This window comes from Streptomyces sp. NPDC005820, assembly GCF_040630255.1.
In the GTDB taxonomy this organism is placed as follows: Bacteria; Actinomycetota; Actinomycetes; order Streptomycetales; family Streptomycetaceae; genus Streptomyces.
The window spans coordinates 19552-46047 of record NZ_JBEXXE010000016.1; the positions used below are offsets into that span (position 1 = coordinate 19552).

28 protein-coding genes are annotated in these 26496 nt (G+C 72.5%); 7 read left to right on the forward strand and 21 right to left on the reverse strand.

The window, feature by feature from the left end:
* Positions 1–27: 27 nt before the first annotated feature.
* Together ABZ464_RS20810 and ABZ464_RS20815 are read right to left on the reverse strand one after the other, a co-directional pair.
* Positions 28–1635, reverse strand: a complete 1608-nt coding sequence (locus ABZ464_RS20810) for an FAD-dependent oxidoreductase (RefSeq protein WP_359279056.1) — start codon at positions 1633–1635, stop codon at positions 28–30.
* A complete protein-coding gene (locus ABZ464_RS20815) occupies positions 1632–2678 on the reverse strand; it encodes a methyltransferase (RefSeq protein ID WP_359279058.1) in 1047 nt (348 codons plus the stop codon). Before ABZ464_RS20815 ends, ABZ464_RS20810 begins: the two co-directional genes overlap by 4 nt.
* A 462-nt stretch (positions 2679–3140) precedes the next feature.
* On the opposite strand from ABZ464_RS20815, the gene ABZ464_RS20820 reads away from it, so the two are divergent.
* Complete coding sequence (locus tag ABZ464_RS20820) at positions 3141–3317, forward strand: hypothetical protein (protein WP_359279060.1); 177 nt, start codon at positions 3141–3143, stop codon at positions 3315–3317.
* Between the two features lie 315 nt (positions 3318–3632).
* Here the strand turns inward: ABZ464_RS20820 and ABZ464_RS20825 are convergent, their stop codons facing one another.
* The 5 genes from ABZ464_RS20825 to ABZ464_RS20845 form a co-directional block, all read right to left on the reverse strand.
* A complete protein-coding gene (locus ABZ464_RS20825; protein WP_359279062.1) occupies positions 3633–5228 on the reverse strand; it encodes an MDR family MFS transporter in 1596 nt (531 codons plus the stop codon).
* A gap of 226 nt (positions 5229–5454) precedes the next feature.
* Positions 5455–6432 carry a zinc-binding dehydrogenase gene (locus tag ABZ464_RS20830; protein ID WP_359279064.1) on the reverse strand — a complete coding sequence of 326 codons (978 nt, stop codon included), beginning with the start codon at positions 6430–6432 and terminating at the stop codon, positions 5455–5457.
* A 134-nt stretch (positions 6433–6566) separates the two neighbouring features.
* Positions 6567–7544 (reverse strand): zinc-binding dehydrogenase, encoded by a 978-nt coding sequence (locus ABZ464_RS20835; RefSeq protein WP_359279066.1) that lies wholly within the window; start codon positions 7542–7544, stop codon positions 6567–6569.
* 137 nt (positions 7545–7681) lie between these two features.
* On the reverse strand, positions 7682–8683 hold the full coding sequence (locus ABZ464_RS20840) for a methyltransferase (RefSeq protein ID WP_359279067.1): 1002 nt from the start codon (positions 8681–8683) through the stop codon (positions 7682–7684).
* Between the two features lie 49 nt (positions 8684–8732).
* Entirely contained in the window at positions 8733–10277 is a 1545-nt protein-coding gene (locus ABZ464_RS20845) for an FAD-dependent monooxygenase (protein ID WP_359279069.1), read from the reverse strand.
* A 148-nt stretch (positions 10278–10425) separates the two neighbouring features.
* On the opposite strand from ABZ464_RS20845, the gene ABZ464_RS20850 reads away from it, so the two are divergent.
* Positions 10426–10917, forward strand: a complete 492-nt coding sequence (locus ABZ464_RS20850; RefSeq protein ID WP_359279071.1) for a MarR family winged helix-turn-helix transcriptional regulator — start codon at positions 10426–10428, stop codon at positions 10915–10917.
* A gap of 66 nt (positions 10918–10983) precedes the next feature.
* On the opposite strand, the gene ABZ464_RS20855 is transcribed toward ABZ464_RS20850, so the two are convergent.
* The 11 genes from ABZ464_RS20855 to ABZ464_RS20905 form a co-directional block, all read right to left on the reverse strand.
* Complete coding sequence (locus ABZ464_RS20855) at positions 10984–12615, reverse strand: FAD-dependent oxidoreductase (protein ID WP_359279073.1); 1632 nt, start codon at positions 12613–12615, stop codon at positions 10984–10986.
* 39 nt (positions 12616–12654) lie between these two features.
* Positions 12655–13524, reverse strand: coding sequence for an ester cyclase family protein (locus ABZ464_RS20860; RefSeq protein WP_359279075.1), 870 nt, complete (start codon positions 13522–13524; stop codon positions 12655–12657).
* A gap of 88 nt (positions 13525–13612) precedes the next feature.
* The gene (locus tag ABZ464_RS20865; RefSeq protein WP_359279077.1) at positions 13613–14575 is read right to left on the reverse strand and encodes a GNAT family N-acetyltransferase; all 963 of its coding nucleotides are present in this window, start codon (positions 14573–14575) and stop codon (positions 13613–13615) included.
* Between the two features lie 107 nt (positions 14576–14682).
* Positions 14683–14877: a ferredoxin gene (locus ABZ464_RS20870; RefSeq protein WP_359279079.1), complete on the reverse strand. Its 195-nt coding sequence runs from the start codon at positions 14875–14877 to the stop codon at positions 14683–14685.
* A gap of 14 nt (positions 14878–14891) precedes the next feature.
* Positions 14892–16121 carry a cytochrome P450 gene (locus tag ABZ464_RS20875; protein ID WP_359279081.1) on the reverse strand — a complete coding sequence of 410 codons (1230 nt, stop codon included), beginning with the start codon at positions 16119–16121 and terminating at the stop codon, positions 14892–14894.
* 108 nt (positions 16122–16229) lie between these two features.
* Positions 16230–17003, reverse strand: coding sequence for an SDR family oxidoreductase (locus ABZ464_RS20880; protein WP_359279083.1), 774 nt, complete (start codon positions 17001–17003; stop codon positions 16230–16232).
* Positions 17000–18439, reverse strand: a complete 1440-nt coding sequence (locus ABZ464_RS20885; protein ID WP_359279084.1) for an FAD-dependent oxidoreductase — start codon at positions 18437–18439, stop codon at positions 17000–17002. Before ABZ464_RS20885 ends, ABZ464_RS20880 begins: the two co-directional genes overlap by 4 nt.
* Positions 18439–18807 (reverse strand): hypothetical protein, encoded by a 369-nt coding sequence (locus tag ABZ464_RS20890; RefSeq protein WP_359279086.1) that lies wholly within the window; start codon positions 18805–18807, stop codon positions 18439–18441. Before ABZ464_RS20890 ends, ABZ464_RS20885 begins: the two co-directional genes overlap by 1 nt.
* A gap of 33 nt (positions 18808–18840) precedes the next feature.
* Entirely contained in the window at positions 18841–19071 is a 231-nt protein-coding gene (locus tag ABZ464_RS20895; RefSeq protein ID WP_359279088.1) for a hypothetical protein, read from the reverse strand.
* Positions 19071–19259, reverse strand: a complete 189-nt coding sequence (locus tag ABZ464_RS20900; RefSeq protein ID WP_359279090.1) for a hypothetical protein — start codon at positions 19257–19259, stop codon at positions 19071–19073. The genes ABZ464_RS20895 and ABZ464_RS20900 overlap by 1 nt, the downstream gene beginning before the upstream one ends.
* Positions 19260–19308: 49 nt before the next feature.
* Entirely contained in the window at positions 19309–19863 is a 555-nt protein-coding gene (locus tag ABZ464_RS20905) for a class I SAM-dependent methyltransferase (protein ID WP_359279092.1), read from the reverse strand.
* 251 nt (positions 19864–20114) lie between these two features.
* Here ABZ464_RS20905 and ABZ464_RS20910 point away from each other — a divergent pair, with 251 nt between their 5' ends.
* Positions 20115–20342 carry a hypothetical protein gene (locus tag ABZ464_RS20910; RefSeq protein ID WP_359279237.1) on the forward strand — a complete coding sequence of 76 codons (228 nt, stop codon included), beginning with the start codon at positions 20115–20117 and terminating at the stop codon, positions 20340–20342.
* Between the two features lie 115 nt (positions 20343–20457).
* Here the strand turns inward: ABZ464_RS20910 and ABZ464_RS20915 are convergent, their stop codons facing one another.
* On the reverse strand, positions 20458–20880 hold the full coding sequence (locus ABZ464_RS20915) for a hypothetical protein (protein ID WP_359279094.1): 423 nt from the start codon (positions 20878–20880) through the stop codon (positions 20458–20460).
* Positions 20881–21057: 177 nt separating this feature from the next.
* Here ABZ464_RS20915 and ABZ464_RS20920 point away from each other — a divergent pair, with 177 nt between their 5' ends.
* Positions 21058–22245, forward strand: coding sequence for a histidine kinase (locus tag ABZ464_RS20920; RefSeq protein WP_359279096.1), 1188 nt, complete (start codon positions 21058–21060; stop codon positions 22243–22245).
* Positions 22246–22283: 38 nt separating this feature from the next.
* On the opposite strand, the gene ABZ464_RS20925 is transcribed toward ABZ464_RS20920, so the two are convergent.
* Positions 22284–22862 (reverse strand): TetR family transcriptional regulator, encoded by a 579-nt coding sequence (locus ABZ464_RS20925; RefSeq protein WP_359279098.1) that lies wholly within the window; start codon positions 22860–22862, stop codon positions 22284–22286.
* 74 nt (positions 22863–22936) lie between these two features.
* Between ABZ464_RS20925 and ABZ464_RS20930 the strand changes: the two genes are divergently transcribed.
* Positions 22937–23467, forward strand: coding sequence for a GNAT family N-acetyltransferase (locus ABZ464_RS20930; protein ID WP_359279100.1), 531 nt, complete (start codon positions 22937–22939; stop codon positions 23465–23467).
* 150 nt (positions 23468–23617) lie between these two features.
* Here ABZ464_RS20930 and ABZ464_RS20935 read toward each other — a convergent pair whose 3' ends face one another.
* Positions 23618–24235, reverse strand: a complete 618-nt coding sequence (locus ABZ464_RS20935) for a TetR-like C-terminal domain-containing protein (RefSeq protein ID WP_359279102.1) — start codon at positions 24233–24235, stop codon at positions 23618–23620.
* Between the two features lie 67 nt (positions 24236–24302).
* Between ABZ464_RS20935 and ABZ464_RS20940 the strand changes: the two genes are divergently transcribed.
* On the forward strand, positions 24303–25637 hold the full coding sequence (locus tag ABZ464_RS20940; RefSeq protein ID WP_359279104.1) for an alpha/beta hydrolase: 1335 nt from the start codon (positions 24303–24305) through the stop codon (positions 25635–25637).
* Positions 25638–25864: 227 nt separating this feature from the next.
* Positions 25865–26488 carry a hypothetical protein gene (locus tag ABZ464_RS20945; RefSeq protein WP_359279106.1) on the forward strand — a complete coding sequence of 208 codons (624 nt, stop codon included), beginning with the start codon at positions 25865–25867 and terminating at the stop codon, positions 26486–26488.
* Positions 26489–26496: the final 8 nt, after the last annotated feature.

Genomic DNA, 26496 nt, shown 5'->3' on the forward strand with positions numbered 1-26496 from the left:
CTCAGGGCCTTGTTGGCCGGGGGGTGGCTACAGGCGGTCCAGGAGGGTTCGGAGGGCCTGGGATGCCTTGCGGTCGTGTGGGACCGGGGACTCGTCGGTGGTGCGCCAGGCGACGAATCCGTCGGGGCGGACCAGCACGGCGCCGCCGGGGCGGACACCGTAGCGCCGCTGGAACGCGCCCTCGGGGTCCCGCAGATGCCCGTCGGGGCCGACACGGACCACCTTGAGGCTGACACCGAGCGCCTCGGCCTCGCCCTCGACGGCCGCCGGCCAGGCGTCCGCCGTCCCGTCGACGAGGAGCGTGAACCCGTCGCCGTAGAGGTCGATCACGGACTGCGGGCCGTCGCGGCCGTCCAGGACCAGGTGCGGGGCGCGGGCGCCGGGGCGGGCGCTCGGCTGTTCCGGGTCCTCGACCAGCGCGCCCGGCTCGCCGTCCTCGGCCGTGAACGCGCCGGACGGATAACGGTAGCCGAACGTCATGGCCGCCTCGCTGAGCAGATCGGCGGCGACGTCCTGGTACTGCTTGCCGTCGCGTACGGCGAACCGCAGCATCGCCTGTCGTACGGTCTCCTCCGCCACCGGACGCCGTTCCGCGTCATAGCTCGCCAGCAGCCCGGGGCCGGCCGCGCCGGACAGCACCAGGGCCAGCTTCCACGCCAGGTTGTACGCGTCCTGGATGCCGGTGCTGGCACCGAACGCGCCGGTCGGCGGCATCACGTGCGCGGCGTCCCCGGCGACGAAGACCCGGCGGGTGGCGAAGGAGTCCGCCACCCGTGCGGAGATGTCCCACGCGGGCATGTCCACCGACTCGATCTTCAGCTGGAGGTCCGGGACACCGACCGCCGCCCGGACCAGCGCGACGCAGCGCTCCTCGGTGAAGTCCTCGGCGCTCTGCCCCTGTTCCGGGAAGAAGGACACGTTGATGACCCAGCGCCGGTCGTTGTCGATGGGGATGATCGTGCCGCGCACCTCGGGGTTGTTCACATACGCGGCGATGATCTTCCGCCCGCGCAGCGCCTCGTCGAGGTCGGCCTCGAAGAAGAAGCTGATCAGGTTGGTGATGGTGCCGCGACCGTGGCCGCCGATGCCGAGCATCTCGCGCAGCGGGCTGCGGCTGCCGTCCGCCGCGATCACGTACGCGGCACGGATCTCCGTCTCGGTGTCCGAGGCCAGGTCCCTGACCCGCACCAGGACGCCCTCGTCGTCCTCCTGGACCGCTTCGACCCGGGAGCGGAAGCGGACGTCCGCGCCGGCCTCCACAGCCCGTTCGCGCAGGATCGGCTCCAGCTGGTTCTGGTCGATGAGCGTCCACTGGGTCGGGCTGATGCGGCCGATGTCCTCGGGCGAGGCGTTCGGCATCCGCACCCGCTCCTGGCCCGCCAGTGTCTCCACGTGCACCAGGTCGGTGTTGCCGGAGATGGGCGACCGTCCGGCCCGTACCCGCTCCTCCATGCCGACCGCGCGGTACAGCTCCATGGTGCGCGGGTTGATCGCGCGCGCCTTGGGGTGGGAGGAGGTGTCGGCGTGCCGCTCCACGAGCGTGGCGCGCACCCCGTGCCGGGCCAGGAAGACGGCGGCCGAGAGTCCGGTCAGCCCGCCGCCGACGATGAGGACGGGCGTCTGCTCCTGCTTCATGCTGCTGCCTCCTTGTGAGCCGTCACGAGTGTGTGGGTGCCGAGAAGCGGCTCGGCGGCGCCGTCGGTGAACCCGGCCTCGCGCAGCCAGTCCCGGCAGTCGGCGACCCGGTACTCGGACCCGTCGGGGCTGACGAGCCGCATGTGCAGGCTGCTCAGGAGCCGCTCGGGGTCGCTGCGGTCGTCGTCGATCATGCGGTCGTAGACGACGACGGTGCCCCCCGGGTTGAGCGCGTCGAAGACCCGGCGGAGGAGGGTGCGCCGCCGTTCGGTGTCGAAGCCGTGCAGGATGTGCCCGAGCACGAACACGTCCGACTGGGGCAGCTCGTCGGCGAAGAAGTCCCCGCCGACGAAGGCCACGCGGTCGCCGAGCGCCAGGCCCGAGATGTGCTCGGTGAACAGCGGCCGGGTGCGCTCCAGGTCGAAGCAGGTGGCCCGCAGGTGGGGGTGCGCCTGGGCGAGGACGGCGGCGAGGTTGCCGCGGGCGCCGCCGAGGTCGGTGAACGAGGTGTGCCGGCGCCAGTCGACGCGGCGGGCGAGCTCGGCGCCCATGCGGTCGCTGTAGGCGTCGAGACCGGCCAGGAAGCGCTTCATCTTCGCGGGGTCCTGGTGCCGGTCCCCGACGAATCCGCCCTTGTCGGGGTCCAGGTGCTGGGGTTCGCCGGTGCGCAGCGCCTCGGTGAGGCGGCCCCAGGTTCCGTACAGGGTCTCGTTGGTGAGTTCGACGAATCCGCCGAGGTAGGAGGTCGAGTCCGGCACGAGATAGGCCTGCGCGAGGAGGGAGTTGCGGTAGCGGCCGTCCGTGCGCTCCAGGAGGCCCAGCCCGGCCAGGGCGTCCAGGAAGTCGGGGGCCATACGGGAGTGGATGCCGGTGCGCCGGGACACGTGGGCGGCGTCGCGGGGGCCCTCGGCGAGCGCGGCGAAGACGCCGAGCGTCACGGCGCTGTGCAGCACCTTGGCAGCGCAGTCGGCGATGGTCAGTTTGATGAGCGGGCCCGGGTCGACCGCCGCTGCCGTGGTGGTGGGGTCTTCGGTCGTCGTCACACAAGCCTCCTGGTCGCCCTTGGTGTCTGCGTGGGTGCGGTGCTGCCGACGATGTCCTCGGCGGGTCCAGCGGGGCTCGAAGAGCGCTGAAGCCCTCCGGGCCGGGGCGCCGACGACCTCGCCCAGGGCGGGTTGTGGCGGGCGGCCGAGGAACGACGGGCGGCGGACGGCGGACGGTGAGCGGCCGCCGCACGGGGAGCGGCGGCCGCAGGCCCGGCGGCAAGCGGGGCGTGGCGAGTGACGAGTGCGCAGAACTGACGGACGAGCCGTCGACGCACGGGAGACGGTGAACGCAGGCCTGGCGGCAAGCCGCGCGTGGCGAGCAGCGAGCGCCTGAACTGACGGACGAGGCTCCGACTGACGGCGAACGGCGTCCGCGAAACCGGCGGTTGACGGCGGTCGCGGGCGCCGTCGCGGAACGGCAGGCCGGAACGGGTCTGGATAGGGGAAATCACGTGTGCCATGGAAGCGACGCGCGCCGAGGCCGGGACCGGCACTCCGCGTGGATGCGCCGCGGTCGGCGCCTCCCTGGCCGACAGGGCCCGTGGTACGAGCCTGCGGCCGGAGCCGGGCGGACGGCGGACGGCGGACGGCGGACGGCGGACGGCGGACGGCGGGCGGCGGGCGGCGGACGGCTGAAGTCGAAGATCTGCGGCCCGGTGTCGGCCGGGTGTCGGCCACCGACATCAGAACGTGCTGCCGGCGGCCCGCACCACACAACCGCCGCCGACATCAGGAACGAGTGCCGGCAGCCCGCACCACGGATCCGCCGCCGACATCAGGAACGAGTGCCGGCAGCCCGCACCACACAACCTCCGTCAGCGTCGGGGTCGGGGGCAGGCGGGCGGGGCCGAGGGCGGATCGGCGGGCCACGGTGGGTCGGGGAGCATGGGAAGGCCGCCCTGCCCCGTCGCGTTGGCGCGTTCGGGTAGGGCGGCCGGTGGAAGGGGTGGGTCAGTGGTCCGCGGGCTGGTGCTCGCGGGCCTGCTCGCCGCCGGCGTCCCCGTGGTCGCCGTGGCCCCCGTGGTCCCACGTCTTCAGCGCCAGGTTCTTCATCCGCAGGGCGAGGGCGAGGCCGACGATCAGCACCGGCACCGCGGCGAGGAAGACGGGGTTGAGGGCGGCCACATAGGCCTGTTCGACCGCGTCGCGCACGGGTGCGGCGAGGCTGTCGAGGACCTCGTGCGAGGAGAGCGCGTCCTGGTCGATGCCGGTGAGGGCGCCGGCCGGGACGCGGTCGGCGAGTTCGCCGGTGAGACGGTCGTAGAAGAGGGAGGCGAACACCGAGATGCCGAGGGTGCTGCCGAGCTGGCGGGAGAAGGAGACCGTGGCGTGGACGGCGCCGATGTCGTCGCGAGGGGCGGTGTTCTGCGCGGCCATCGTGAGGACCTGCATGTTGAGGCCCGCGGCGATGCCGAACAGCAGCATGTACGCGATGACGACGGCCCGCGGGGTGTCGACGTCCATGGTGGAGAAGAGCAGCGCGCCGACGATGCCCAGGGCCATGCTGAGCACCGGGTACCACTTGTAGCGGCCGGTCTGGGTGATGATGCGGCCGCTCACCACCGAGGAGGCGACGAGTCCGAACATCATGGGCAGCAGCACCACCCCGGACATGGTGGGCGTGGCGCCGGTGACCACCTGCACGTACAGGGCGAGGAAGTTGACCGCGCCGAGGAAGACGACGCCCGCCACGAAGCTGACGGCCGCGCTGATGCTGAAGGTGGAGTCGCGGAACAGGTGCAGCGGGATGACCGGTTCGGCGGCCCGCCGCTCCGCGGCCACGAACAGCACGCCCATGACGACGGCCACCGCGCCGAGTCCGAGGGTCTGCGGCGAGATCCAGTCGTACTTCACCCCGCCCCAGCTGCCGAGCAGCGTCAGGGCGACGATGGCGAGGCTCAGGGAGATGAACCCCGGATAGTCGATCTGCGCACGCCGTGCCTTGGGCGGCAGGTGCAGGAAGCCGACGATCAGGACCAGGACGACCAGGCCCAGGGGCAGGTTGATCAGGAAGACCCAGTGCCAGCTGAGGAGGTCGGTGAGGAGTCCGCCGACCGCCGGTCCGGCGAGGGCGGCCGCGGCGAAGACGATACCGAAGAGGTTGAAGTACTTGGCGCCCTCGCGCGGGCTGAACAGCTCGCCGATGATGGCGAGCACGGAGACGAACAGGCCGCCTGCTCCGATGCCCTGGAAGACGCGGAAGACGATGAGCTGTTCCATGGACTGTGCGGCGCCGGCGGCGACGGAGCCCGCCAGGAACAGCACGATGGCGACCACGAAGACCTTCTTGCGGCCGTACAGGTCGCCGAGTTTGCCGTAGATCGGTGTGGTCACGCTGCTGGCGATGATGTACGCCGTGGTCACCCAGGCGAACAGGTCGAGGTCGCCCAGGTCGCCGACGATGCGGGGCAGGGCGGTGGCGATGATCTGTGCGTCGAGCATCGCGAGGAAGATCGTGAGCATGCAGGCGGCGATCACGATCTTGATGCGGGTGTCGGGCGCGGCGCCCGCTCCCGGGTGGTGCGATTCGGTCGGCGGCGATGACATGGCAGTGGCCTTTCGGGTGAGGGATCAGGTGTCCCGCGTGGGGCGCGCGCCCCTACGTGTGGTGTTCCGTCCCCGTCCCACCGGCTCCTTCGGGAGGGCCGGCGTCATGCGCTGTCCGAAAAGGGGATCTTCACGTCGTGGTGCGGGTGGAGGTGGGGTGGCCGGCCGCAGCGGGGGATGATGCGGCCGGCCACGTCCGGCGGGAGGTGGCCGATGGCGCGGCCGGTCAGGGAACCAGGACGACCTTGCCGAGCTGGGCCCGTGCCTCCATCAGTTCGTGCGCCTTGACGGCGTCGACGAGGGGGAGCCGCTCGTGCACGACCGGCCGCACCTTGCCGGTGCCGATCATGTCGAGCAGGTCCCGCTGACCCGCGGCGATGGCCTCGGGCCTGTTGTAGAGCATCGCGTAGAGCGCGAAGCCGGCGATGGTCTTCATCCGGCTGAGCATCAGCGGGTTGACCGACTGGATGTCGCCGCTGGCCGACCCGTAGAAGACCAGCCGCCCGAACTGCGCGGTCAGGGCGACGCTCTTGATGAGGATGTCGCCGCCGACCGTCTCCAGGACGACGTCCGCGCCACGGCCGTCGGTGGCGGCCATGACCTGGTCGGCCCAGTCCTCGTCGGTGTAGTTGACGGTGACGTCCGCGCCCAGTCCCCGGACGAAGTCCAGCTTGGCCTGGGTGCTGGCGGTCGCGATGACCTTGCCGGCGCCCATCGCCTTGGCGATCTGCACGGCGAGGTGGCCGACGCCACCGGATGCGGCGTCGATCAACACGGTCTCGCCGGGCTGGAGTTGGCCGGACTCCTTCAGCGCGTGGTACGCGGTCTGAGCCGGGCTGGGCAGCAGGGTCGCCTCGGCGGCGTCCATCGAGTCGGGGATGCGGATGGCCCAGGCGGCGTCGGCGACGACGTAGTCGGCGTAGGCACTGTGGTCCACGTCGACGACGACACGCTGGCCGACGGCGAGGTCGGTGACGCCCTCGCCGAGGGCCTCGACGGTACCGGCGACATCGCCGCCGGGAGCGCCGGGCAGATTGGCGTGGCCGCCGATCGGGATGCCCTGGCGCCGCTGGACCTCGGCGAAGGTGACGCCGACGGCCTCGGTGCGGATCAGCACTTCGCCCGGTCCGGGCTGCGGCTTCTCCGCCTCTTCGACACGCAGCACCGAAGGGCCGCCGTGCTCGTAGTGGCGGATGATTCGCATGGTTTTCTCCCAACTAGGAAGTGTGTCGAGCCGCGGAGGACCGCGGCTCCGCCCAGGAGTCCGGGTTACTACTTACATGATGTCACACATTTACATGCTGGTCCACACATTATTCGGAGCGATGTGAGTGCCCGTCAGGGGACGAGGACGACCCGTCCGAGCTGGGAGCGCGCCTCCATCAACTCGTGGGCGGCGGCGGCCTCCTCGAGCGGCAGCTCGGCGTGCACGACGGGCCGGACGGTGCCGGCGGCCACCATGTCCAGCAGCTCCCGTGCGCCCCGGGCCATGGCGTCGGGCCGGTGGCGCATCACGCCCCACATGCTGAACCCGACGACGGCGCGGTTGTCGAAGATGTCGCCGACCTCGATCGCGGGAACGTCGCCGCCGGCCGTGCCGTAGACCACGGTCCGGCCGAAGGCGGCGGTGAGGTTGACGCTCTTGGTGAGGACGTCGCCGCCGACCGTTTCCAGGACGAGGTCGACGCCCTGGCCACCGGTGGCGGCCCGCACCTTCTCCTCCCAGCCGTCCTGGCTGTAGTCGACCGTGAAGTCGGCGCCGAGGGAGGCGGCGAAGTCCAGCTTGGCCTGGCTGCTCGCGGCGGCCAGCACCTGGCCGGCGCCCAGCGCCCGTGCCATCTGGACCAGCAGGTGACCGATGCCGCCCGCCGCCGCCGTGACGAGGACCGACTCCCCCTTCTGCAGCCGGCCGGCCGTGACGATCACGTGGTAGGCGGTCTGCGCGGGGATCGGCAGTGAGGTGGCCTGTCCGGCGTCGATCCCCTCGGGGATGGCGAACAGCCAGTCGGCGCGGGTGACGACGTACTCGGCGTACCCGTCGGTGCCGACGCCGGTGACCACCCGGTCCCCGATTCGCACTCCGGTGACGCCCTCGCCGAACGCCTCGACGGTGCCGGCCACGTCGCCGCCCGGGGAGCCGGGGAGGGTGGCGGGGCCGCCGACCGGGATGCCCTGACGGCGTTGGCACTCGGCGAAGTTGACGCCGATCGCCTCGGCCCGGATCAGTACCTCACCGGGCCCCGGCGAGGGTTTCTCCGCCTCTTCGACGCGCAGTACCGAGGGGGCGCCGAACTCGTGATGACGGACGATACGCATGGAACTTGCTCCTCTTGCTGGTGTGGGGGGTTGCTGATGTGTGCGATGTGCCGGTGCGTGGGGCTTGGTGATCGACGAGCCCGGCACGGCGTGGGCCGAGCCGGGAGTGTCGGTCGGGTCGGACCGAGTCGGGGGTGTCAGGGCTTGGTGAACTCGGCCAGGGAGCGGACCGGGCCCAGGGGGACCACCCGGCGCAGGGACAGGCCCGCCTCGGCCGCGAGTCGGGCCAGTTCGTCGGTGGTGCGCATCTGTCCGCCGAGGTAGACGAGCATCCGCAGGTCGAGATCGGTCTGGTCGGTCTGCACGTCGAGCAGGCCTTCCACGACCATGACCCGTCCGCCCTCGGCGACGGCCTCGGCACAGCGGCGCAGGATGGCGGTGGCCTGCTCGTCCGGCCAGTTGAGCAGGACGTTGGCCAGCAGATGGACGTCGGCCCCGGCCGGCAGCGGGTCGAAGAAGCTGCCGACGACCGCCTCGCAGCGGTCCGCCAGGCCCGCCGAGGCGAACTCCGGTCCCGCCGCCGCGACGGGCCGTTCGAGGTCGACGAGCGTGCCCCGGGCGCCGGGGGTCGCGGCGACGACGGCTGCGAGCAGCGCTCCGCTGCCGCCGCCGACGTCGACGACATGCCGTACGCCCTGCCACTCCCCCCGTGCGAGGAGCGTGGGAAGAACCCACCGCATGCTCGCCGCCATCCGCGCGGCGAAGGCCTCCGCGAGCGCCGGGTGCGCCTCGACGTCCTCCCAGAAGTCCCTTCCGTGCAGGGAGGAGTAGACGGGGCTGTTGTCGCGGACGGCGTCGAGCAGCCGGAGGAAGGCGAGTTCGCCCCGGCCGGTCGGCCCGTCCAGGCCGAGCCAGTCACGGCCCGACCCCTCGACGTCGCCGCGCAGCATGTCGCCGAGCGGGGTCGGCTCGTACTCGCCCTCGGCCACGACCCGGTAGAGCCCCGCCGTCACGAGGTGGTTGAGGAGGCGGCGCAGCGCCGCGGGGTGCACGTCGGCCGCCTTGGCCAGGACTTCGACGGTGCCCGCGCCGTCCGCCATGTGGTCGGACAGCCGCAGGGTGGCGGCCACCCGGATGGCCATCGGCGTGATCAGGTCGCTCTTCGCCAGCAGTTCTCGGGACCAGGGTGGTGCGCTCACGCGTCTCCTCGCATCAAGTGGGGGGCGGGGCCGTTCGCCGGGCGGCCGGTCAGACGGTGCCGAACCAGGTGGCGAGCGCGGTGGCCAGGGACTCGCGGACCTCCGGTTCCGAGGCGTCCCGGTCCACGGCCCAGGCGACGTAGCCGTCGGGGCGGACCAGCAGGCCGGCCAGCTCGGGTTCGCCGGCGCACCGCGCCCGCACGTGACGGACCCGCCCGGCCCAGGAGACGCCCGCGCCCCACTTCTCGTAGGTCTGGGCGATCTCCGGGCGGCCGGCCAGGTCCAGCAGCACGCCGGTGCCCCGCTTCAGGTAGCCGGGGAGGGTCTTCTCGCCCTCCTCCGTGTCGAGGACGAGGTCGCGGGCGAAGTCGCCCAGCATGCGGTGGGCGGGGCCGTCGAGCGCGTAGCGGACGGTGACGCCGCTGAGCATCTCGGCGAGGTACAGGTTCACCTGGTCCCTGCGCATCAGGTCGGTGAAGAGCTCGCGCAGCGGGGTGACGTACGGGTCCGGGTTCATCAGCGCGATCTGGGCGCGGGTGTTGGCCAGCACCTTGCGGGCCGGTGCCTGGCGCTCCGCGTCATAGGTGTCGAGCAGCCCGTCGGGCGCCCAGCCGTGGACGGAGGCGGCGAGCTTCCAGCCGAGGTTGAAGGCGTCCTGGAGGCCGAGGTTGACGCCCTGGCCGCCCACGGGGAAGTGGGTGTGGGCGGCGTCGCCCGCGATGAGGACGCGGCCCTCGCGGTAGCGGTCGGCCTGGCAGGCGGAGTCGGTGAAGACGGACAGCCAGCGCGGGTCGTGGGCGCCGAGGTCGCTGCCCCAGATCTCGCGCAGGCTCGTGAGGAACTCGTCCAGGGTGAGCTCGGCGCCGGCCTCGCGCTCGGCGGCGAAGTCGAAGGTGGACACCCGGTGGTAGGTGTCGTCGAGCGGCACGCAGAAGAGCAGGCCGCGCTCGGTGCGCTCCATGCCCATCGGGGCGTTCTCCCGGTCGGCGAGCTTCACGTCGGCGAGGCGGGCGGTGACCCGGCCGCCGGTGCCGGGGAAGTCGATGCCGGCCTCCCGGCGGACCAGGCTGCGGCCGCCGTCGCATCCCACGACGTACCGGGCGCGCAGGGTGTAGGCGCCGTCGGGGCCGGTGACGTCGGCCTCGACGCCGTCGGCGTCCTGGCGGATCGCCGTCACCTCGTGGCCGCGCCGGATCTCGGTGCCCACCTCGGCGGCGCGCTCCTCCAGCAGGCGCTCGGTCCGGGTCTGCTCGGACAGCAGGGCGTAGGCGTGGCTGCTGTCCAGGGCGGAGAAGTCGACCCATTCGTCGAGTCCCGCGAAGTGGCCGTTGTTCCAGGACCGGGCCCCGGCGCGGAACCGCTCGACCAGGCCGCGCCGGTCGAGGGACTCCAGCGAGCGGGCGTGCAGCCCGAAGGCCTTGGAGTGCGGGGTGCGCTCGGGCAGGCGCTCGAGCACCACCGCGCGGACGCGGGAGATGCGCAGCTCCGCGGCGAGCAGCATGCCGACGGGGCCACCGCCGACGATGAGCACGTCTATTTCTTCCGGTCCGATGTCGTCCGGTCCGGTCGTCCCGGGTGTCTGCTGGGTTGTCATGGCAGGTTCCTCCGCGTCCGTGTCCACGTCCTCCCCGTGAGCGAAGGACAATTATGTGTCGGCTGACAGATATGTGTTTGATTGCATGCAGTGGATTGACAGCATACAGATGCTCGTCTGCCGTAATCAACTCGCCTAGACTGTGGTCATGGAGACTTCGACCCAGAGCCAGCCGCGAGCGGCCGAATTGCTCGATGCCGTCGGCCCCGCCTTCTCGCGACTGCGGCGCACCCAGGCGCTGAGTGTCGAGCAGCAGGTGTCCCGTAAGGACATGACCCGCACGCTGGTGCTCAACCTCGTCCAGGACGGACCGGAGCACGAGGGGCAGGAGATCACCGTCGGCGTGGTCGGCGAGCGGCTCGCCGTGGACCCGTCGGTGGCGAGCCGCATGGTCACCGACTGCATCGGCGCCGGCTATCTGGTGCGGGCCGCCTCGCAGCGCGACGGCCGCAGGACGATCCTCCAGCTCACCCCGGAGGGCGAGGAGATGCTGGTCCGCTTCCGCAGCCACCAGCGCTCGGCGTTCGAGCGCATCACCCAGAGCTGGCCCGAGGAGGACCGGCTGGAGTTCGCGCGGCTGCTCATCAAGTACGTCGACTCCATCGGCGAGTTGCAGCACGAGGCCGCCGACCCGTCCTGACCGGCGGCGCCCCGGCGTCCGGGCCGGGAGCCGCGGTTGTCCTGCCGCGGATCCCGGCCCGTCCCGTCAGCCGCGGGCGAGCACCGTGCGCAGCACCGCCGTCAGAGCGGTCCGCTCCCGGCCGGCGGGTTCCGCCCCGCGCGCTCGCCAGGCGACGACCCCGTCGGGCCGTACCAGCACCGCGCCCTCGGCCGTGAGACCGCCGTACCGCTCGGCCCAGCGGCCGTCCGGGTCGGCCAGGGTGCCCGCCCCGCCGCCCGCGCCCGGCACCACGCGCCGCGCGGTGAGCTGCACGCCCAGCTCGGCGGCGGCCCCGACGGCCGCCGACATCCACTCCCCGCCCCGCTCCCCGGCCAGCAGGACGAAGCCGCCGCCGAACAGGTCGAGGGTGGACAGGGGACCACCGTCCCGCGACAGCACCGCGTAGGGCGCGCGGGTGCCCGGCGCGCCGCGCAGCGTCCGCGGATCGGCCGGGGCGGGAAGCGCCTCGTCGCCCGGCTCCGGGACCACCGCGGCCGACCGGTAGGCCTGCCCCATGGTGACCGTCAGCGCGTCCGCGGCGGCCGCCCGCTGCTCGTCGGTGGCGCTGCCGGAGCGCACCGCGAGCTGGAGGGAGCCCTGTCCGGCCGTGTACGCGGCCACCGGACGGCGCTCCGCGTCGTACGTCTCGAGCAGCCCCTCCCCCGCGACCCCGCCGACCACCAGCGCCAGCTTCCAGGCCAGGTTGTGCGCGTCGGCGATCCCGGTGTTCGCGCCGTAGCCGCCGGTCGGCGGGATCACGTGCGCCGCGTCGCCGGCCAGCAGCACCCGCCCGTGGACGAAGCCCTCGGCGACCTGCTCCGCCATGTCCCAGGGGAAGCGGGAGCGGACGGTGACCTCGGTGCCGGGCGAGCCGATCGCCGCGCTCACCAGCTCGGCGCAGCGGGCGTCGGTGAAGTCGTCGAGGCTCTCGCCGTCCTCGGGGCGGTAGCCGACGATGAGGGTGCCGCCGGTCAGCGTGTCGTCGTGCACGAGGATCCCGGTGACCTCGGGGTTCTTCACGTGGACCACGCTGTAGCGGCGGGCGCCGAGCACCGGGCGCAGATCCGCGGCGAAGGCGATGCTGACGTGGTGCGACAGCACGCCACGCCCGTGACGGGGCACCTTGAGCGCCTCTCGGACGGTGCTGCGCGGCCCGTCGCAGGCCACCAGGTGGCCGCTGCGGAAGGTGCTGGTGCCGTCGCCGTCCCCGAGTACGGCGGTGACCCCTTCCGGATCCTCCGCGAAGGAGAGGAGTTCGGTGCCGAAGCGCAGATCGGCGCCCAGCTGTTCGGCCCGGGCGCGCAGCAGCGGCTCCAGCCGGTCCTGCGGCAGCAGGAGCAGCCGGGACGGGGTGAGGTCGCCGAGTTCGTCGTCGCCCTCCAGCTCCTCCTTGCTGAACAGCACCTCCCCCGCCAGGGAGGTCACCCCGGCCCGCGTGCGGTGGGTCTCGAAGCCCGCGGCCTCCCGCAGGGCGGCGTCCTCGACGCCCGCCTGGCGCAGCAGTTCGGCGGTGCGCGGGTAGTAGCCGACCGCCCTCGGATGGACGGAGGTGCTCGGGTGGCGCTCCACCAGGGTGCAGCGCACCCCGTGGTGGGCGAGGAACACGGCGGCGGACAGCCCGACCAGGCTGCCGCCGACGATCAGTACGGGTGCGTCACCGGAACGCGTCGAGGACATCGCGTAACCCCTCTCTCGTGGAATGGACGGCGGCGGCGCTCACGGGGTGGGCAGTCCGGCCCGGCGCAGCGCCAGGTAGTCGACGACCTCCCAGTGCTCGGCCACCTTGCCGTGCTCGATGCGGAACTGGTCGCAGGTACGCATCCGCAGCGGGCGGTCCGAGGGGCCGCCGCCGCTCCACGCGCCGGTGAGGGTGCCGGTCCAGGTCACGAAGACCATCACCCGGTCCCCGGCGGCGACGATGTGGTCGACGGTGGTCACCAGGTCGGGGAAGGCCGCGATGTTGTCCGCGAAGAACGCCTTGAACGCCTCGAGTCCGTCCGGCACCGCGTCGGTGCGCATGTTGTGGTGGCGGTAGTCCTGGTGGTAGTAGGCGTCGGCGCGGTCCAGCTTGTGCTCGCTGAAGACCTCGCGGTAGGCGCCGAGCACCAGGTCGGCGTTGGCCTTCTCGGCCGCGCTGTGCGGGCCGTGCAGTCCGGGCGCGGCCGGCTGCTCGCCGTCGCCCTCCAGCCCGCCCACGCCGTGCGCGTCGAGCACGTCCCGGTCGGTCACGTTCCAGTGCTCGGCGATCCGGCCGTCGTGGGTGCGGTACAGCTCGGCGGTGTGCAGGCGGAGGTCCTCGCCCGAGCGGGTGCGTCCGGTCCAGGTGACGAACAGCATCACCCGGTCGTGGTCGGCGACCAGGTGGTCGATGTCCGCGCGCAGCTGCGGGAAGTGCCCGGTCAGCGACCTGAAGTGGCCGACGAGGCCGCCCCCGGCAAACCCGGCCGTCGGGTCGTGGTCGATGTGGTCGGGGTGCAGGAACCGGCCTGCCTCCTCGAACCGGTGCTCGCGGTACAGCACGTCGTACAGGGCGCCGACGAGTTCGGCGTTGCGCTCGCGCTGCCCGGCGGGGCTGACAGTGGTCATGGGGTCCTCTCGGAAGTGCGCAAAGGCGGGATCGGCTCGGGGTCGGTGCGCGGTCGGTGCGGCGGCGCGGGGACGGTCTGCCGGGCGCTCAGACCTTGAGGGCGTACGTCGTCCAGTGCGAGTCGGCCTCGAAGCCGAGCCTCCTGTTGAGCGCGACGACGGCGGTGTTGTCGACGTCGTTGAAGACCTGGACCAGCGCGAGGTGGCCGTTCTCGCGCACCGCCCGCAGCAGCAGTTCCGCCTTCACCCATGCGCCCAGGCCCCGCCGGCGGTGTCCCGGCAGGACCAGCGTCTCGCCCGCGTCCGCCATCGGGCTGTCCCGGACGAACAGCGTGCTGTAGGCGACGATGCCGCCGCCGTCCTCGGCGATCGCCGCCGTCACCAGGGGCCGGTGCCCGGCGCGGGCGGCCTCCGCCTCACGCGCCCGTACGTCGGCGACCGCCGGACGGCGCACCCGGGCCTGGCCGTTGACCCGCTCGTCCAGGGCGCTCCAGGCGCGGGCGTAGGACTCGACGAGGTCGTCGGGGCAGGCGCCGTCCCAGTGCGCGAGGCGGTGGCCGGGCACCGGCCGGGCCGCCGCGGCCTCGAGCAGCGCGCGGGCGGGACCGGCCGGCCGCAGCCGGTTGCGTACGGTCTCGCCGGTGCGGTCGGCGCCGACGACGTCGGCGAAGCGCTCGGCCGCCTGTCCCTTGGGGGCGTCCACGAGCAGCGGGCCGCACCCCAGCTCGCGCAGGGCCGTCCGGCCGGCCGCGGCCAGGGCCCGGCCCGCGCCGCGGCGGCGGAAGCCGGGGAACACCCAGAGCGAGCCGTGTCCCGGGCCCGTGGGATCGCCCAGGTCCAGACCGAGTTTCAGCACCCCCGCCGGCTCGCCCTCGGCGAAGGCGGCGAGGACGATCCGCGTCGTTCCGTGGCGGCGCTGGAACAGCCGCGCGAGCAGCGCCTGGGTCACCGGCGGATCCGCGGGCAGTTCCAGGCGCATGGTCTCCCGGAAGCCGGGGAGCAGGGCGGCGATGGTCGCCGGGTCGTCACCGTCGAGGCTGCGAATCTCCATGGCCGAACCCTGTCCCGCCGTTCTCGAAGCACCGTCGAGGACGCCTCGACCCCGGCGCCGTGCGAACGGCGGGACCGGCGGGACCTGCCTGCCCGCACGGCGGCGGGTCAGTCCTCGTGCACGGTGATGGCCTGGACGGGGCAGGCCCTGGCCGCCTCGCGGACCGGGAAGTTCCGGGCGTGCTGGGGTCCGTCGGGCAGCAGTCGGCTCACTCCGTCGTCGTCCTGGGTGAACACCTCCGGCGCGGTCATCGCGCACAGGGCGGCGCCGATGCAGCGATCCGTCGCGATGGTGATGTTCATCCCCCGGTCCTCGCTCACCACTCGACCGGGAGTTCGGCGACGCCCTGGAGCACGTACGGGGCGTTGAGCGGCAGCTGGTCGGCGCGCACCGGTACCCGCAGGCCGGGGACGCGCCGGAAGAGGGTGCGGAAGGCGATCTCCATCTCCGCCCGGGCCAGGTTCTGGCCGATGCACTGGTGGATGCCGTATCCGAAGGCGACGTGCCGGCCGGCGGAGCGCCGGATGTCGAAGGCGTCCGGGTCGTCCCAGGCGTGCGGGTCGCGGTTCATCAGCATGGTGGACATGGCGACGCCGTCGCCCGCCCGGATGGTCTGCCCGGCGATCTCGATGTCCTCGGCCGCCACCCGCATCAGCACGTCGCCGATCGAGGTGAAACGCATCAACTCCTCCACCGCGCCCGGCAGCAGGCTGTCGTCCGCCTTCAGGAGCGCCAGCTGCTCGGGGTGTTCGAGCAGGGTGACCGTGCCCAGCGCGATCATGTTGGCGGTGGTCTCGTGTCCGGAGACGAGCAACAGCGAGCAGATCATGGCCAGTTCGTTGTGATCGACCGAACCGTCCTCGAGCTGGTGGGCGATCAGCTCGTCGATCAGACCGTCGCCCGGCTGCTTCTCCTTCTTGCGGATCAGCTCGTGCAGATAGCCGAGGATCTCGGTGAAGGCCGTACGGGCGAGCTCGGCCTCACCCTCCCCGGAGGAGGACAGCACGTGCCGGGAACGCTCGTCGAAGTAGCCGCGGTCCTCGAACGGCACGCCGAGCAGCGCGCAGATCGCCGCCGACGGCAGCGGAAGGGCGTAGTCGGCCAGCAGTTCGGCGGGGCTGCCGCGGTCGAGCATCTCGTCGACGAGCCCTTCGGCGATGCGCTCGATCTCGGGACGCAGCGCCGCGACGCGCCGGATGCCGAAGCCGGGGATCACCATGCGCCGCTGCCGCCCGTGCTCGGGATCGTCCACGCCCACCAGCGGCGGTGCGGCCCGCTGCTGGGTCTGGGCGGCGATACGGGGAGCCAGGAAGGGATAGTTCGGGTGCAGCACGTCGGAGGAGAGCCGCGGGTCGGGGAACAGGGTCCGGCCGACCTCGTTCCCGGTGACCAGCCACACCTGGCGACCGTCGTACAGGGTGACCTTCGAGAGCGGGCCGCGCTCGCGCAACTCCTCGTAGCCCACGGGCATCTGGTAGGGGCAGCGCCTGGTCATCGGATAGGCCGGCGCCTGGCTCCCGGCGGGTGGGCTGGTGGTCTCCGTCATGTCGTGCCTCCTGAGTCGATTCCCGACGCACGCCATTGAGCCCCGCCGTTCTCGAGGGGGCTTGGAAGATCCCTCGAGAACGGCGGGGCTCGTCGGGCGGCGAACGGGTCACGCCCCGCCCGTGACCCGGAGGGTTTCGCCGTTGCTGTTGCCGTTGGCGGCGGAGCCGAGGAAGACCACCGCGTTGGCCACGTCCTGCGGCTCGGACATCCGCCCGGAGGGAAGGCTCTTGCCCTTCTCCTCCAGGAAGGAGGCGGGCACGTTGGCCCGCACCGTCTCGGTGGCCGTCTGGCCGGGCACCACCATGTTGACCAGGATCCCCTCGGGACCCAGCTCCCAGGCCAGGCTGCGCATCAGGCCGAACAGCGCGGACTTGCCCGCGCCGTAGGCTCCGGCGCCCGGTTTGCCGGCGTCCGCCAGGCCCGCGCCGATCAGCACGATCCGGCCCCAGTCGCGTCCCCGCATGACCGGCAGAACGGCCTGGACGGTGTGGAAGACCGCCTCGACGGAGGTGTGCAGCACCTCCTGCCACTGCTTCGGCGGGACGTCCTCGAAGCGCGGTACGGGCCGGCCGGGGCGTGGGATCGCCTCGCTCCAGACCACCGCGTTGGCCACCAGGACGTCGAGGCCGCCCCACTCCTCGGCGACCCTGCCGACGGCGTCCCGTACGGACTGCTCGTCGGCGAGGTCGTAGCGCACCACGAGCGGTGTGCCGCCCGCCTCGGCCACCAGCCGGGCCGTCTCCCGGGCGCCTGCCTCGTTGGTGTGGTAGGTGATCGCGACCCGGGCCCGTTCGGCGCCGTAGGTCACGGCCGTCGCGCGGCCGATGCCCGAGGAGGCGCCGGTGACGAGCACCACCTTGTCGTGCAGATCCGTCTTCATGAAGCCGCCTTGGTCGTCGGGGGCCGGCCGCCGATGCTCTGCGCGTGCCGGAAGAAGTCGTCCGGGTCGTACGCCCGCTTGACCTCCCTCAGGCGGGCGCGGTTCTCGCCGAAGCAGTCGGTCTCCCAGTCCTCGCTCACCCGGGAACTGGGGAAGTTGATGTACGAGCCGCAGGCCAGCGGGGCGAGGGCCGCGGCCGCCCGGTCGGCCCAGGCGGTGAGGCGGCCGGGCGCGTCCGGGTCCGCCGCCGGGTCGCGGCAGGCCATCTGATAGCCGATCAGGAACTGGGCGTCCCGGTGCGCGTACGCGGTCGCGGTCGCGGGCACCCGGTTCGCGGCGCCGCCGACCGCGATGCACAGCAGGTAGCGTTCCCGGCCGTCCTGGTCCAGTGCCGGGTCCCAGGCGTCCAGCAGGGACGCCGACTCCGCCCGGGTGGCGGCGCGTCCGGTCAGCCGGTAGCTCTGCCGGGTGTAGGGGTGGCGGTGGCCCTGTGCCTCCTCGCTCGTGCCGGTGCGGTGGCACTGGGCCACGGTCTGCGATCCGCAGAGCGCTTCGTGCATCACGTCGGAGTAGGCGCCCCGGGCGCCGACGGTCCGGCTGAGCGGCTTGGCCGCGGCGAGCTCGGTCAGGGCGTCGAGTTCCGCCTCCAGCTGTGCGGGCGGCCCCAGGTGCACGCCCCACACCCGGACCACGGGACGCCCGCCGGGGCCGAACATGCCGGGCAGCACGACCAGGGAGGTGCCCAGCTCGTCCGGCCCGTTGACGCACCACTCCTGCCAGGCGGTCAGGACGTCCACCGCGTCCTCGTACGCCCAGAGCGTCTCGAAGGAGGTCAGGGCCGGGGCGTCGACGGGCAGCACCTCGAACTCCGTGACCACGCCGAAGCTGCCTCCCCCGCCGCCGCGCAGCGCCCAGTACAGGTCGGGCTCCTCGGTCGGGGAGCACCGCACGACGCGCCCGTCGGCCAGCACCACCCGGGCGGCGGCGATCCGGTCGCTGCCCGTGCCGAACCTGCGGGTCTGCCAGCCGATGCCGCCGCCGGTCAGGAATCCGCCCACGCTCACCGTGGGGAAGGTGCCGGTGACGATCTGGCGGCCCTGCGGTTTCAGGGCGGCCAGCGCGTCGAGGGACTGGACGCCCGCGCCGAGCCGTACGTGCGGTCCGTCGGCCACGGCGTGGTTCATCCGGGACAGGTCGACGACCAGCCCTTCGCCGGTCGACCAGCCGTTCATGCTGTGGCCGTTGCCCCGGATGTGCACCCGCAGTCCGTGCTCGCGCGCATGGCGGAGGCAGGCCACCACGTCGTCCTCCGCGGCGCAGTAGGCGACGGCGTACGGCCGGACGGTGTCGTACTCGGTGTTCTGCAGCTGTCTGGCCAGGGCGAAGCCGGGGTCGGACGGCTCGACCAGTTCGCCCCGGATGCGGTCGCGCAGCATCAGTCGTCGACGCCGAACTTGTCGGCGGTCACCTTGGAGCCGGAGTGGCCGCGCAGTTCGGTGCCCTGCGGGTCGTAGAACTTGGCGCCGCCGGAGCCCTGCCAGCGGGTGTCGGAGACGAACTCGCCCTCCACCCGGACATGGGCCTCGCCCACGTGGTTGCCCTCGGGGTCCGCCGCGAGGATGTGGAACCCGTACTCGAAGGTGCCGGGGCCGGTGGAGCGCCAGGTGCCCAGTCCGATGTTCTTGGTGTTCAGCTGGGTCGAGACGACCCCGCCGTCGGCCGAGAAGGAGACCAGGCCGGGAACGGCCTTGCCGTCGTCGTCCAGCTGGGTGGTCCAGGTGCCGACCAGTCGTTCATCGCTCATCGCAACTCTCCTCGGGAGGATCGGGAGGGGGTGTCAGCGCCAGGCTTCCGGTCCGCTCTGGAGCGGTGCTCGAGACGTTCTGTAGGGCAGGCTGTCGTCGTGGGCGAGGGCGCCTTCGGACGGCTCGTCGGACGCGTAGGGCGCGGGACCGAGGTCGGGGTGCCAGTAGGGGACCACGTGGATGCTTCCGTAGGCGATCAGCGAGCGCAGCACGGGTCGCAGGCAGTACCGGACCAGCGCCTCGCGCACGGTTCCCGGCGCCATCAGCGCTCCTCGGTGTGACGGCGGGCGCGCCGGGCGGCCCGGTGGTGGATCAGCCGGAGCAGGTCGAGGGTGCTGGTGATCGCGGCCGGGTCCCGGCCCGGCGGCGCGTCGTACGGGGTGGCGTGGAGGTCGCCGGTCGGACGGGGGCGCCCCTCGGCGAGGGACTGCGGTACGGCAGGGCTGGACACATCGCTCCTCTCGGTCGCGCTGGGTACGGTGGGCGGGCGGGCCGGCGGTTCAGGAGGCGCGGACGGCCATCTCCACGCCGGCGCCGAAGGGCAGGGGCAGCGACACGTAGTCGCCGCCGCGCGGCCGGACGTACGCCAGGAACTCCGCGCACCGTGCGGCGAACCGGCGCACGCCGTACGCCAGGACCACCGCGCCCGGCAGCATGCGGGGCTCCAGCAGCCGGAGCAGCGGCAGATGCGACTCCGGCACACCGCCGAGCAGCAGCAGGTCGACCGGCCCCGGCACGGCCGGCAGCACCCGCTCGGGGCTGCCGGCCCGCATCTGCGCGTACGGGGTCAGACCCGCCCGCTCGATCGCCGCGGCCGCTCTCTGCGACCGGGCGGTGTCCGCGTCGCAGCACATGACCCGGCCCCGCCCGTTCTCGCTGAGCGCCGCCGCGAGCTGGACGGCGGAGGACTCGTACGGGCAGCCGGCCTGGAGCACGTTGAGCGGCCCGACGGCCAGGACCAACTGGCGCAGGAGGGTGCCCAGGGCGGCTTCCTCGCCCTCGTTCGCCGGGTCGGCGCCAAGGGGGAGGTGGACGGACAACGCGGAGTGGGGCATGCGGAACTCCCTCTCAAGGGGTCTTCGAGACACCGGCGACGGTGTCTCCTGGTCCGCTGGATCTCCGGTCGAGCGTTGCAGACCCGGGCACCGGGGGGCCACGGCCGTGGACGACCGCCCGAGGCAGAATCCAGCCCTCCTCCAGAGCGGCCCGCGCGGGCCCACTGATCAGCCGGCCCCGGCGCGGGGCGCTGTGCCGGGTGCCGGCAGGCCGTCCCAGTGGTGCCTGCGCCGGCTTTGACGTGGAGGTCATGAGCACCAAGGACGAGGTGTGGGAGTTCCTGATCTCCCGGCGCGCGAACATCACCCCCGAGCAGGCGGGCATTCCCGACCGCGGCGCGGAGCGGCGTGTGCGGGGCTGCCTGCGGCGGGAGGTCGCGAAGGCGCTGCGCATGACCGACGTCGAGCGGAAGCACCTGTTCGCCGCTCGTTCCTGGTCTTCAACGTCATCGGCGGCGTCCTGTGGGGCGCGGGCGTGACCCTCCTCGGCTCCTGGCTCGGCAACATCGAGTTCGTCAAGAAGAACTGTTGAGTTCCCGAGGGCCCGCTCCCAGGCCGAGAAGGACCCGGCCGCCACGCCACGCCGGGGGCGTCCTACCAACCGGTGACCGAGTGGTCGGGCGTGGGCTGCTCGGGACGGCCGGCCGCGTTGCGGCGGCCGCTCACCAGGCCGCCGGCCGCGCCCAGCGCGACCAGGCCCATACCGGCGGCGGTCGCGATGCCCTTGGCGCCGTCCATGGTGAGGTAGGAGACCACAGCGACGCCGCCGTTGAACAGGAACAGGAACCACAGCACCGGCCGCGTCGACAGAAACGCCTTGATCTTCGGCTTCTTCGCGATGCGCGAGCCCGCCAACAGCGAGACGGCCATCCCGACGATCGTCGCCGCGTTCTTCTCCGTGCCGTCGAGGACGGCGCCCGCACCGGCGCCGGCGGCCAGGCCGGCGACGAAGAACGTCCAGAGCAGCAGGTCGGCGACGAACGACTTCACCACGGCGAGAGGCGACTTCGGCTTCATGGAGGTTCCTTCGGTACGGGGGGCTCGTGGCGCCCGGGATGTCTGCCCTCCACGATCCCGTCGCCGCCGCGCCGCCACGAGGCAGCGCGCTCCCCGACCCGTGGTGTAGCCCGCTACACCCCCGAGAGGGGGCGCACCCGACCGCTGTCGGAACCCCGATCGTCTAGCGTTTTTCCCATGGGGAAGACGGTACGGCGCGCCTGGCGGGCCACGGTCCACCTCGCCCTGGCCGCGGCGATGGCCTTCGGGATGTGGATCTTCATCACCGTGCTGCTGATCACCGCCGTCGGCACGGTGGTGGTCGTCGGGGCCTGGCTGCTGCCCGAGACGGTGCTGCTGCTCCGGCGGATCGCGGGTGCCAAGCGGAACCTGACCGCCGCGTGGACCGGGGTGCGGATCCCCGAGGTGTACCGGCCGCTGACCGGCACGATCCGCGAGCGGGTGGTGAAGGCCGTGCGCGATCCCGGCACCCGCACGGACGCGCGCTGGATGGTCGCCTACTGGGGGTACGGCGCGCTGCTCGCCGTCGCGCTGCCGCTGTGGCCGGTGGGGCTGGTCGTCGACGGCGTGCGGTGCGGACCGCTGCGCCGCGAGGCGGTCGTCCTGCCGCTGATCGTGCGCCTCGCGGATCTGGAGGCCGACTGGTCGACCGCGTTGCTCAAGCCGTCCCCGCAGGTCCGGCTGACCGCGCGGGTGGAGGAGCTGGCCTCGACCCGGGCCGAGGCGATCTCCGCGCACGGCGCCGAACTGCGCCGTATCGAGCGGGATCTGCACGACGGAACACAGGCGCGCCTGGTGGCGTTGTCCCTGCGGATCGGAATCGCCAAGCGCGCTCTCGCCCGTGATCCGCAGACCGCTCTGCGGCTGCTGGACGAGGCACAGGAGCAGGCGGAGAAGGCGCTGGCGGAGCTGCGGCAGGTCGTGCGCGGCATCCACCCCCCGATCCTGAGCGACCGCGGCCTCGTCGGCGCGGTGCGAGCACTGGCGGCGAGCTGGGGGACTCCCCGGTCGGGAGAAGCCGGGAGCGGGGAAGGTCTGGACGTGGCGGTGGATGTCGTGGGCATGGACGGGGAGGTACGGGCGCCCGCGGCGGTGGAGGCGGCCGCCTACTTCGTGGTGGCCGAGTCGCTCACCAACGTCGCCAAGTACAGCGGGGTTTCCCATGCCGAGGTCCGGCTGGTGCGGGTCCGGCGGGGTCTGCGCGTACGGGTCGCGGACGAGGGATGCGGCGGCGCCGCCGACGCCGGCGGCTCGGGACTGCTCGGCATGCGGCGACGGGTGGCCGCGCTGGACGGGACGATGGCGGTCGTCAGCCCCGCCGGAGGGCCGACCGTGATCGAGGTCGAACTGCCGTGCGTGTGGTGACGGCCGGGAGCGGGGCGCCGGTGCGCCCGGCCCGCGTTTCAGTCCTGCAGCAGGGCGAGCTGGTGCTCGACGGCCTCGGTGAGCCGTTTCTCGTCGTCCGTGGCGAGGAGGTCGAGCAGGGCGCCCCGCAGTACGGCCAGGGCCAGGGTGCGGCGAGCGGCGCCGTCCGCGCCGTCCCGTTCGGACGGCGGCTGGCAGTCGGCCAGGACGCCGAGCCAGTCCTCCACCGTCGTACGGGCGAAACCGGCCCAGGCCCCGTCGGACTCGACGAGGGAGCGCGCGTACGCCTCGGCCCACAGCCGCAGCAGGGGCCGGTGCTCCTGCGCGGCGAGCCACGCCCAGACCCGCTCGACGGCCGGGACCAGCCCGGCGGGGCGGTCGGGCTGCCCGACCCGGTCCAGGAGCGCCAGCTCGTCGGCGCGGGCACGTGCCAGCACCGCCCGCAGCAGGCCGTCCTTGCTTCCGAAGAGGAAGAGCAGGACCCGCGGGCTGGAGCCGATGGCCTCGGCCAGCGGGCGCAGTGACAGGTCGGTCAGGCCGTGGGCGAGGGCGTACCGGTACGCCGCCTCCAGCAGCTCGGTCTGCCGGGCGGAGGGTGTTGGCGTTTCCTGGGGCACGGGGCTAGCCTAACGCAACTGAAACAACTGTTTCAGTCGATGGGGGCACGATCACGGGGCCAGGAGTCCAGCTCATGTCGCAGCAGGTTCAGCAGCAAGTCGTCGTGCGTCGCGCGGACCGTCCCGGCGACCTGGGATGGGTGGTGATGGCCCATGGCGAGGTCTACGCCCAGCAGTTCGGCTGGACCACCGACTTCGAGGTCCTGGTCGCCAAGATCGTCGCCGACTACGGCGCCACACACGACCCGGCCCGTGAGGCGGCCTGGATCGCCGAGGTCGACGGCCGGCGCGTGGGCTGCGTCTTCCTGGTGGCCGGCGACCGGCCGAAGGTGGCCAAGCTGCGGATCCTGCTGGTCACTCCGGAGGGCAGGGGTCTTCGCCTCGGGTCACGCCTGGTCGCGACGTGCCTGGCCTTCGCCCGTGAGGCGGGCTACGAGCGGGTGACGCTGTGGACCAACGACGTACTGGTGGCGGCGCGCAGGATCTACCAGGGCTTCGGCTTCACCCTCGCCGACGAGGAACGCCACCACAGCTTCGGCCACGACCTCGTCGGCCAGAACTGGACCCTCGACCTGCACGCCGACGCGGCGGACGGCGACAACTGACCGAAGCGGCCCGTGTCCTGCCGGGATCGCCCGGGCGACACGGGAAGCCACCGGCCTACGCGACCAGGCAGGCCGTCACCGGCGGACCGCCCGTCCACATCGCCGCCCGCATCCTCCTTGGACGAGCACCCATGGTCGAGCTCAACGGCCTCAAGCGGGCTCCGAGCGACGGCGAAGGCTGCGGAACACCTTGGGGGTCGCCCATCCGCGCAGCGTGGCGTGGATCGTCGAGGAGAACGCGGCCTCTGCCGTGGGGGCGTCGAGGGCGCCGGCGAGTTCAAGTGCCACAAGCCCGTGCAGGGTCACCCAGAGCGAGAGCGCGATCGACGTCGCCCGGCCGTCGAGGACGGACTCCGTCACGGCCCGGTCGATTGCCGCGATGAGCGGTCGAACGGGGTCACCCGTACCGACCGCCCCCGACGGCTCGAAGGACTGCACCCCACCGAACAGCACGGAGTACAGGTGGCTGTGTTCCCGCCCCCATCGTCGGTACGCCACCGCCAGCGAGTAGATGTCGGCGAGGGGGTCCTCGGAAGTCGGCACCGCCGTCAGGGACTGGAACAGGCCGGTGACGGCTTCGTCGCGTACCGCTTCGATCAGCCCGTCCTTGCCGCCGAACAGCGAGTACACGGCCGCCGTCGACGTCCCGGCGGCCGTGGCCACGGCGCGGACGGTGACCGACTCCTGCGGACGGGTGGCGAGCAACTCGGTCGCGCACTCCACCAGTCGCTCCTTGACGGTCTCGTCGTTCGTTCTCGGCCTACCCATGACGAGGAGCCTACCCTCTTTGGTAACGTCGTTTTGAAACAGCGTTTGGAAACCTCGGAGGACTACCGTGCCCACGTTCGCCCCATGCCTTGCCCGCCTCACCGGCCGCTTACTGCTGACCCTGGCCGCCGTCGCGGCGCTGATCGGCGTCTTTCTCGTCCTGATCGTCCTCACGGACGGGGCGGGCTCAGGGCTCGGCGCATGGTTGCCGGCCCTTGGAGTCGGGACCGTCGTCGCACTGTGGCGGGGTCGGCGTCGCACCCGGGCGGCGCGGCTCGTGCCCTTCCTGCCCGTGGTCGTCGCGGCAGCGTTGACGGCGTCGGTCTGTGTCCCGACGGTGCCCACGGCCCGGAGGTACCCGCCCGCCCTGCCCTTCGTGGCGACGCAGCACTGGAGTCTGGCCACGGGCAGCCGGGTCGCCGTGTATCACTACCCGCCCGCAGAGCGCGGCCCCCGGCATCCCCTCCCGTTCGTGTACCTCAACGGCGGACCGGTCCGCGGTATCTCACTGCTCGACCACCGGTTCCTGCAGCTTCTGGCACGCAAGGGCTACGACGTCTACGCCTACGAACAGGCCGGCGGCGGACGCAGCGACCTGCTCCCCATGGGCCAGTACACGATCTCCAGGTCGGTCCGCGACCTCGCCGCCTTCATCGACCGCCTGGGCAGGGGCAGGGTCGACATCCTCGGATTCTCCGCAGGCGGGGCCGTGCTCACCCGAGCCCTGGCCGACCCGAGCGTCGCCGCACGCCTGCACCGGGCGATCATCGCCGAGCCCGGCCCCATGGACGGCCCCACCGCACACATCAACGGGCACAAGGGCCGAAAATCCGCACGGGGCCTCGCGCCGGCCATGACCGGACCGCGATCGACACACGTCCCCCGGTACGCCGCGGCATTCGGCCTCATGCGACTCGGACTCCTCACCCCCGACACCGGACTGATCGGACAGGCCGAAGGCGACAACGCGTTCACCGCCGCCGACCTCGGCAGCGACACGGCATCCGCCTACTGTGCGCGTGACGCCCACCGGATCCCGGCCGAGGACACCGCACAGAACTTCTCCTTCAGCCCCGCCGCCAGTCTCCGCGTCCAGCAGACGGTCAAGGACTCACCCTCCATCGCTCCGCGACTGAGGCGCTCCCGGATCCCCGCGATGCTGATGATCGCCGAATGCTCCTCCCAGGTCCGTCAATGGGCGACCACCGTCCTCGCCCATGACTCCGCCATCCAGCGCACGCAGTACATGCCCGGAGTCGGGCACCACATGTGGAACGGCCTGGACGACAACAACGACCGCGCCGCCGCCGTCATCACCGCGTTCCTTCAGAGCGAGCCCGCGCCCCTGCCGAACTACCCGACCCGCGACGAGATCCCCACCTTCCTGCGTGACCACACATAGCCGCCCGGGCCCTGCACCAGGTACGGCCGAGGAGGTCCTGTTGGTCCGGAAAGGTCATACGGGAGAGAACTACGGGCTGTCTTCCGTACTATCGCTACGACACAGATGTGCGTCTGTAACTGCCACTCCTCGCGTGGCAGCAGCCGAGACAGCATGAACGTTCGACTTCGCGTACGCCATGGGCTCGCCGCCCATCGGCCGCGGCCTCCAGGAAGGGTGTGAGCATCATGTCCCAAACCACCGCCCCCGTCACCGAGTTGACCTCCCAGTACAGCGCCCAGGTGACCGGCGACCTGGAACGCAATCTCAAGGAGCAGGAACGCCTCAGCGGTGAGATCGAAGCGCTGCAGGAGCAACTGGCCGCGGTACGGCACGATCACACGGTTCTGGTGAACCTCCAGCAGGCCCTCGGTGTCCCGGCGGCGTCCGTCGCGCCTGCGGCCGAGCCGGTCAAGGCGGTGCCCGCTCCCCGCAAGAAGTCCGCGGCGTCGTCCGGCGCGGCCAAGCGGACGAAGGCCAAGCAGCCCGCCCCGGCGAAGGAGCGCGCCGGCAAGAAGACCACCGCCGAGGCACCGGCCCCGCAGCCTGCCCTGCCCAAGCTGGTGGACCTCGTACGGAACCACCTCGCCGACCAGGAAGAGCCCCGGTCGGCCGCCGAGATCACCACCGCCCTGGGACAGCAGCATCCCGAGCGCGCGATGAAGACCACGGTGGTGCGTACGACACTCGAAGGGCTCGTCGCCAAGAACCAGGCCCAGCGCAGCAAGCAGGGCACGTCCGTGTACTACACCGCCCCCGACCCGGCCGAGCCGGCCGCATCCGCCGAGCAGACCTCCCAGCAGTCCGGCTGACGGTCCGC

Coding starts and splice junctions, on each gene's coding strand:
- ABZ464_RS20845 (WP_359279069.1), bottom strand. CDS start 10,277: ATGACAACCCAGCAGACACCCGGGACGACCGGACCGGACGACATCGGA.
- ABZ464_RS20945 (WP_359279106.1), top strand. CDS start 25,865: ATGTCCCAAACCACCGCCCCCGTCACCGAGTTGACCTCCCAGTACAGC.
- ABZ464_RS20830 (WP_359279064.1), bottom strand. CDS start 6,432: ATGCGAATCATCCGCCACTACGAGCACGGCGGCCCTTCGGTGCTGCGT.
- ABZ464_RS20820 (WP_359279060.1), top strand. CDS start 3,141: ATGGAAGCGACGCGCGCCGAGGCCGGGACCGGCACTCCGCGTGGATGC.
- ABZ464_RS20920 (WP_359279096.1), top strand. CDS start 21,058: ATGGGGAAGACGGTACGGCGCGCCTGGCGGGCCACGGTCCACCTCGCC.
- ABZ464_RS20825 (WP_359279062.1), bottom strand. CDS start 5,228: ATGTCATCGCCGCCGACCGAATCGCACCACCCGGGAGCGGGCGCCGCG.
- ABZ464_RS20910 (WP_359279237.1), top strand. CDS start 20,115: ATGAGCACCAAGGACGAGGTGTGGGAGTTCCTGATCTCCCGGCGCGCG.
- ABZ464_RS20880 (WP_359279083.1), bottom strand. CDS start 17,003: ATGAAGACGGATCTGCACGACAAGGTGGTGCTCGTCACCGGCGCCTCC.
- ABZ464_RS20930 (WP_359279100.1), top strand. CDS start 22,937: ATGTCGCAGCAGGTTCAGCAGCAAGTCGTCGTGCGTCGCGCGGACCGT.
- ABZ464_RS20895 (WP_359279088.1), bottom strand. CDS start 19,071: ATGGCGCCGGGAACCGTGCGCGAGGCGCTGGTCCGGTACTGCCTGCGA.
- ABZ464_RS20935 (WP_359279102.1), bottom strand. CDS start 24,235: ATGGGTAGGCCGAGAACGAACGACGAGACCGTCAAGGAGCGACTGGTG.
- ABZ464_RS20905 (WP_359279092.1), bottom strand. CDS start 19,863: ATGCCCCACTCCGCGTTGTCCGTCCACCTCCCCCTTGGCGCCGACCCG.
- ABZ464_RS20860 (WP_359279075.1), bottom strand. CDS start 13,524: ATGACCACTGTCAGCCCCGCCGGGCAGCGCGAGCGCAACGCCGAACTC.
- ABZ464_RS20810 (WP_359279056.1), bottom strand. CDS start 1,635: ATGAAGCAGGAGCAGACGCCCGTCCTCATCGTCGGCGGCGGGCTGACC.
- ABZ464_RS20870 (WP_359279079.1), bottom strand. CDS start 14,877: ATGAACATCACCATCGCGACGGATCGCTGCATCGGCGCCGCCCTGTGC.
- ABZ464_RS20855 (WP_359279073.1), bottom strand. CDS start 12,615: ATGTCCTCGACGCGTTCCGGTGACGCACCCGTACTGATCGTCGGCGGC.
- ABZ464_RS20890 (WP_359279086.1), bottom strand. CDS start 18,807: ATGAGCGATGAACGACTGGTCGGCACCTGGACCACCCAGCTGGACGAC.
- ABZ464_RS20915 (WP_359279094.1), bottom strand. CDS start 20,880: ATGAAGCCGAAGTCGCCTCTCGCCGTGGTGAAGTCGTTCGTCGCCGAC.
- ABZ464_RS20850 (WP_359279071.1), top strand. CDS start 10,426: ATGGAGACTTCGACCCAGAGCCAGCCGCGAGCGGCCGAATTGCTCGAT.
- ABZ464_RS20865 (WP_359279077.1), bottom strand. CDS start 14,575: ATGGAGATTCGCAGCCTCGACGGTGACGACCCGGCGACCATCGCCGCC.
- ABZ464_RS20875 (WP_359279081.1), bottom strand. CDS start 16,121: ATGACGGAGACCACCAGCCCACCCGCCGGGAGCCAGGCGCCGGCCTAT.
- ABZ464_RS20835 (WP_359279066.1), bottom strand. CDS start 7,544: ATGCGTATCGTCCGTCATCACGAGTTCGGCGCCCCCTCGGTACTGCGC.
- ABZ464_RS20885 (WP_359279084.1), bottom strand. CDS start 18,439: ATGCTGCGCGACCGCATCCGGGGCGAACTGGTCGAGCCGTCCGACCCC.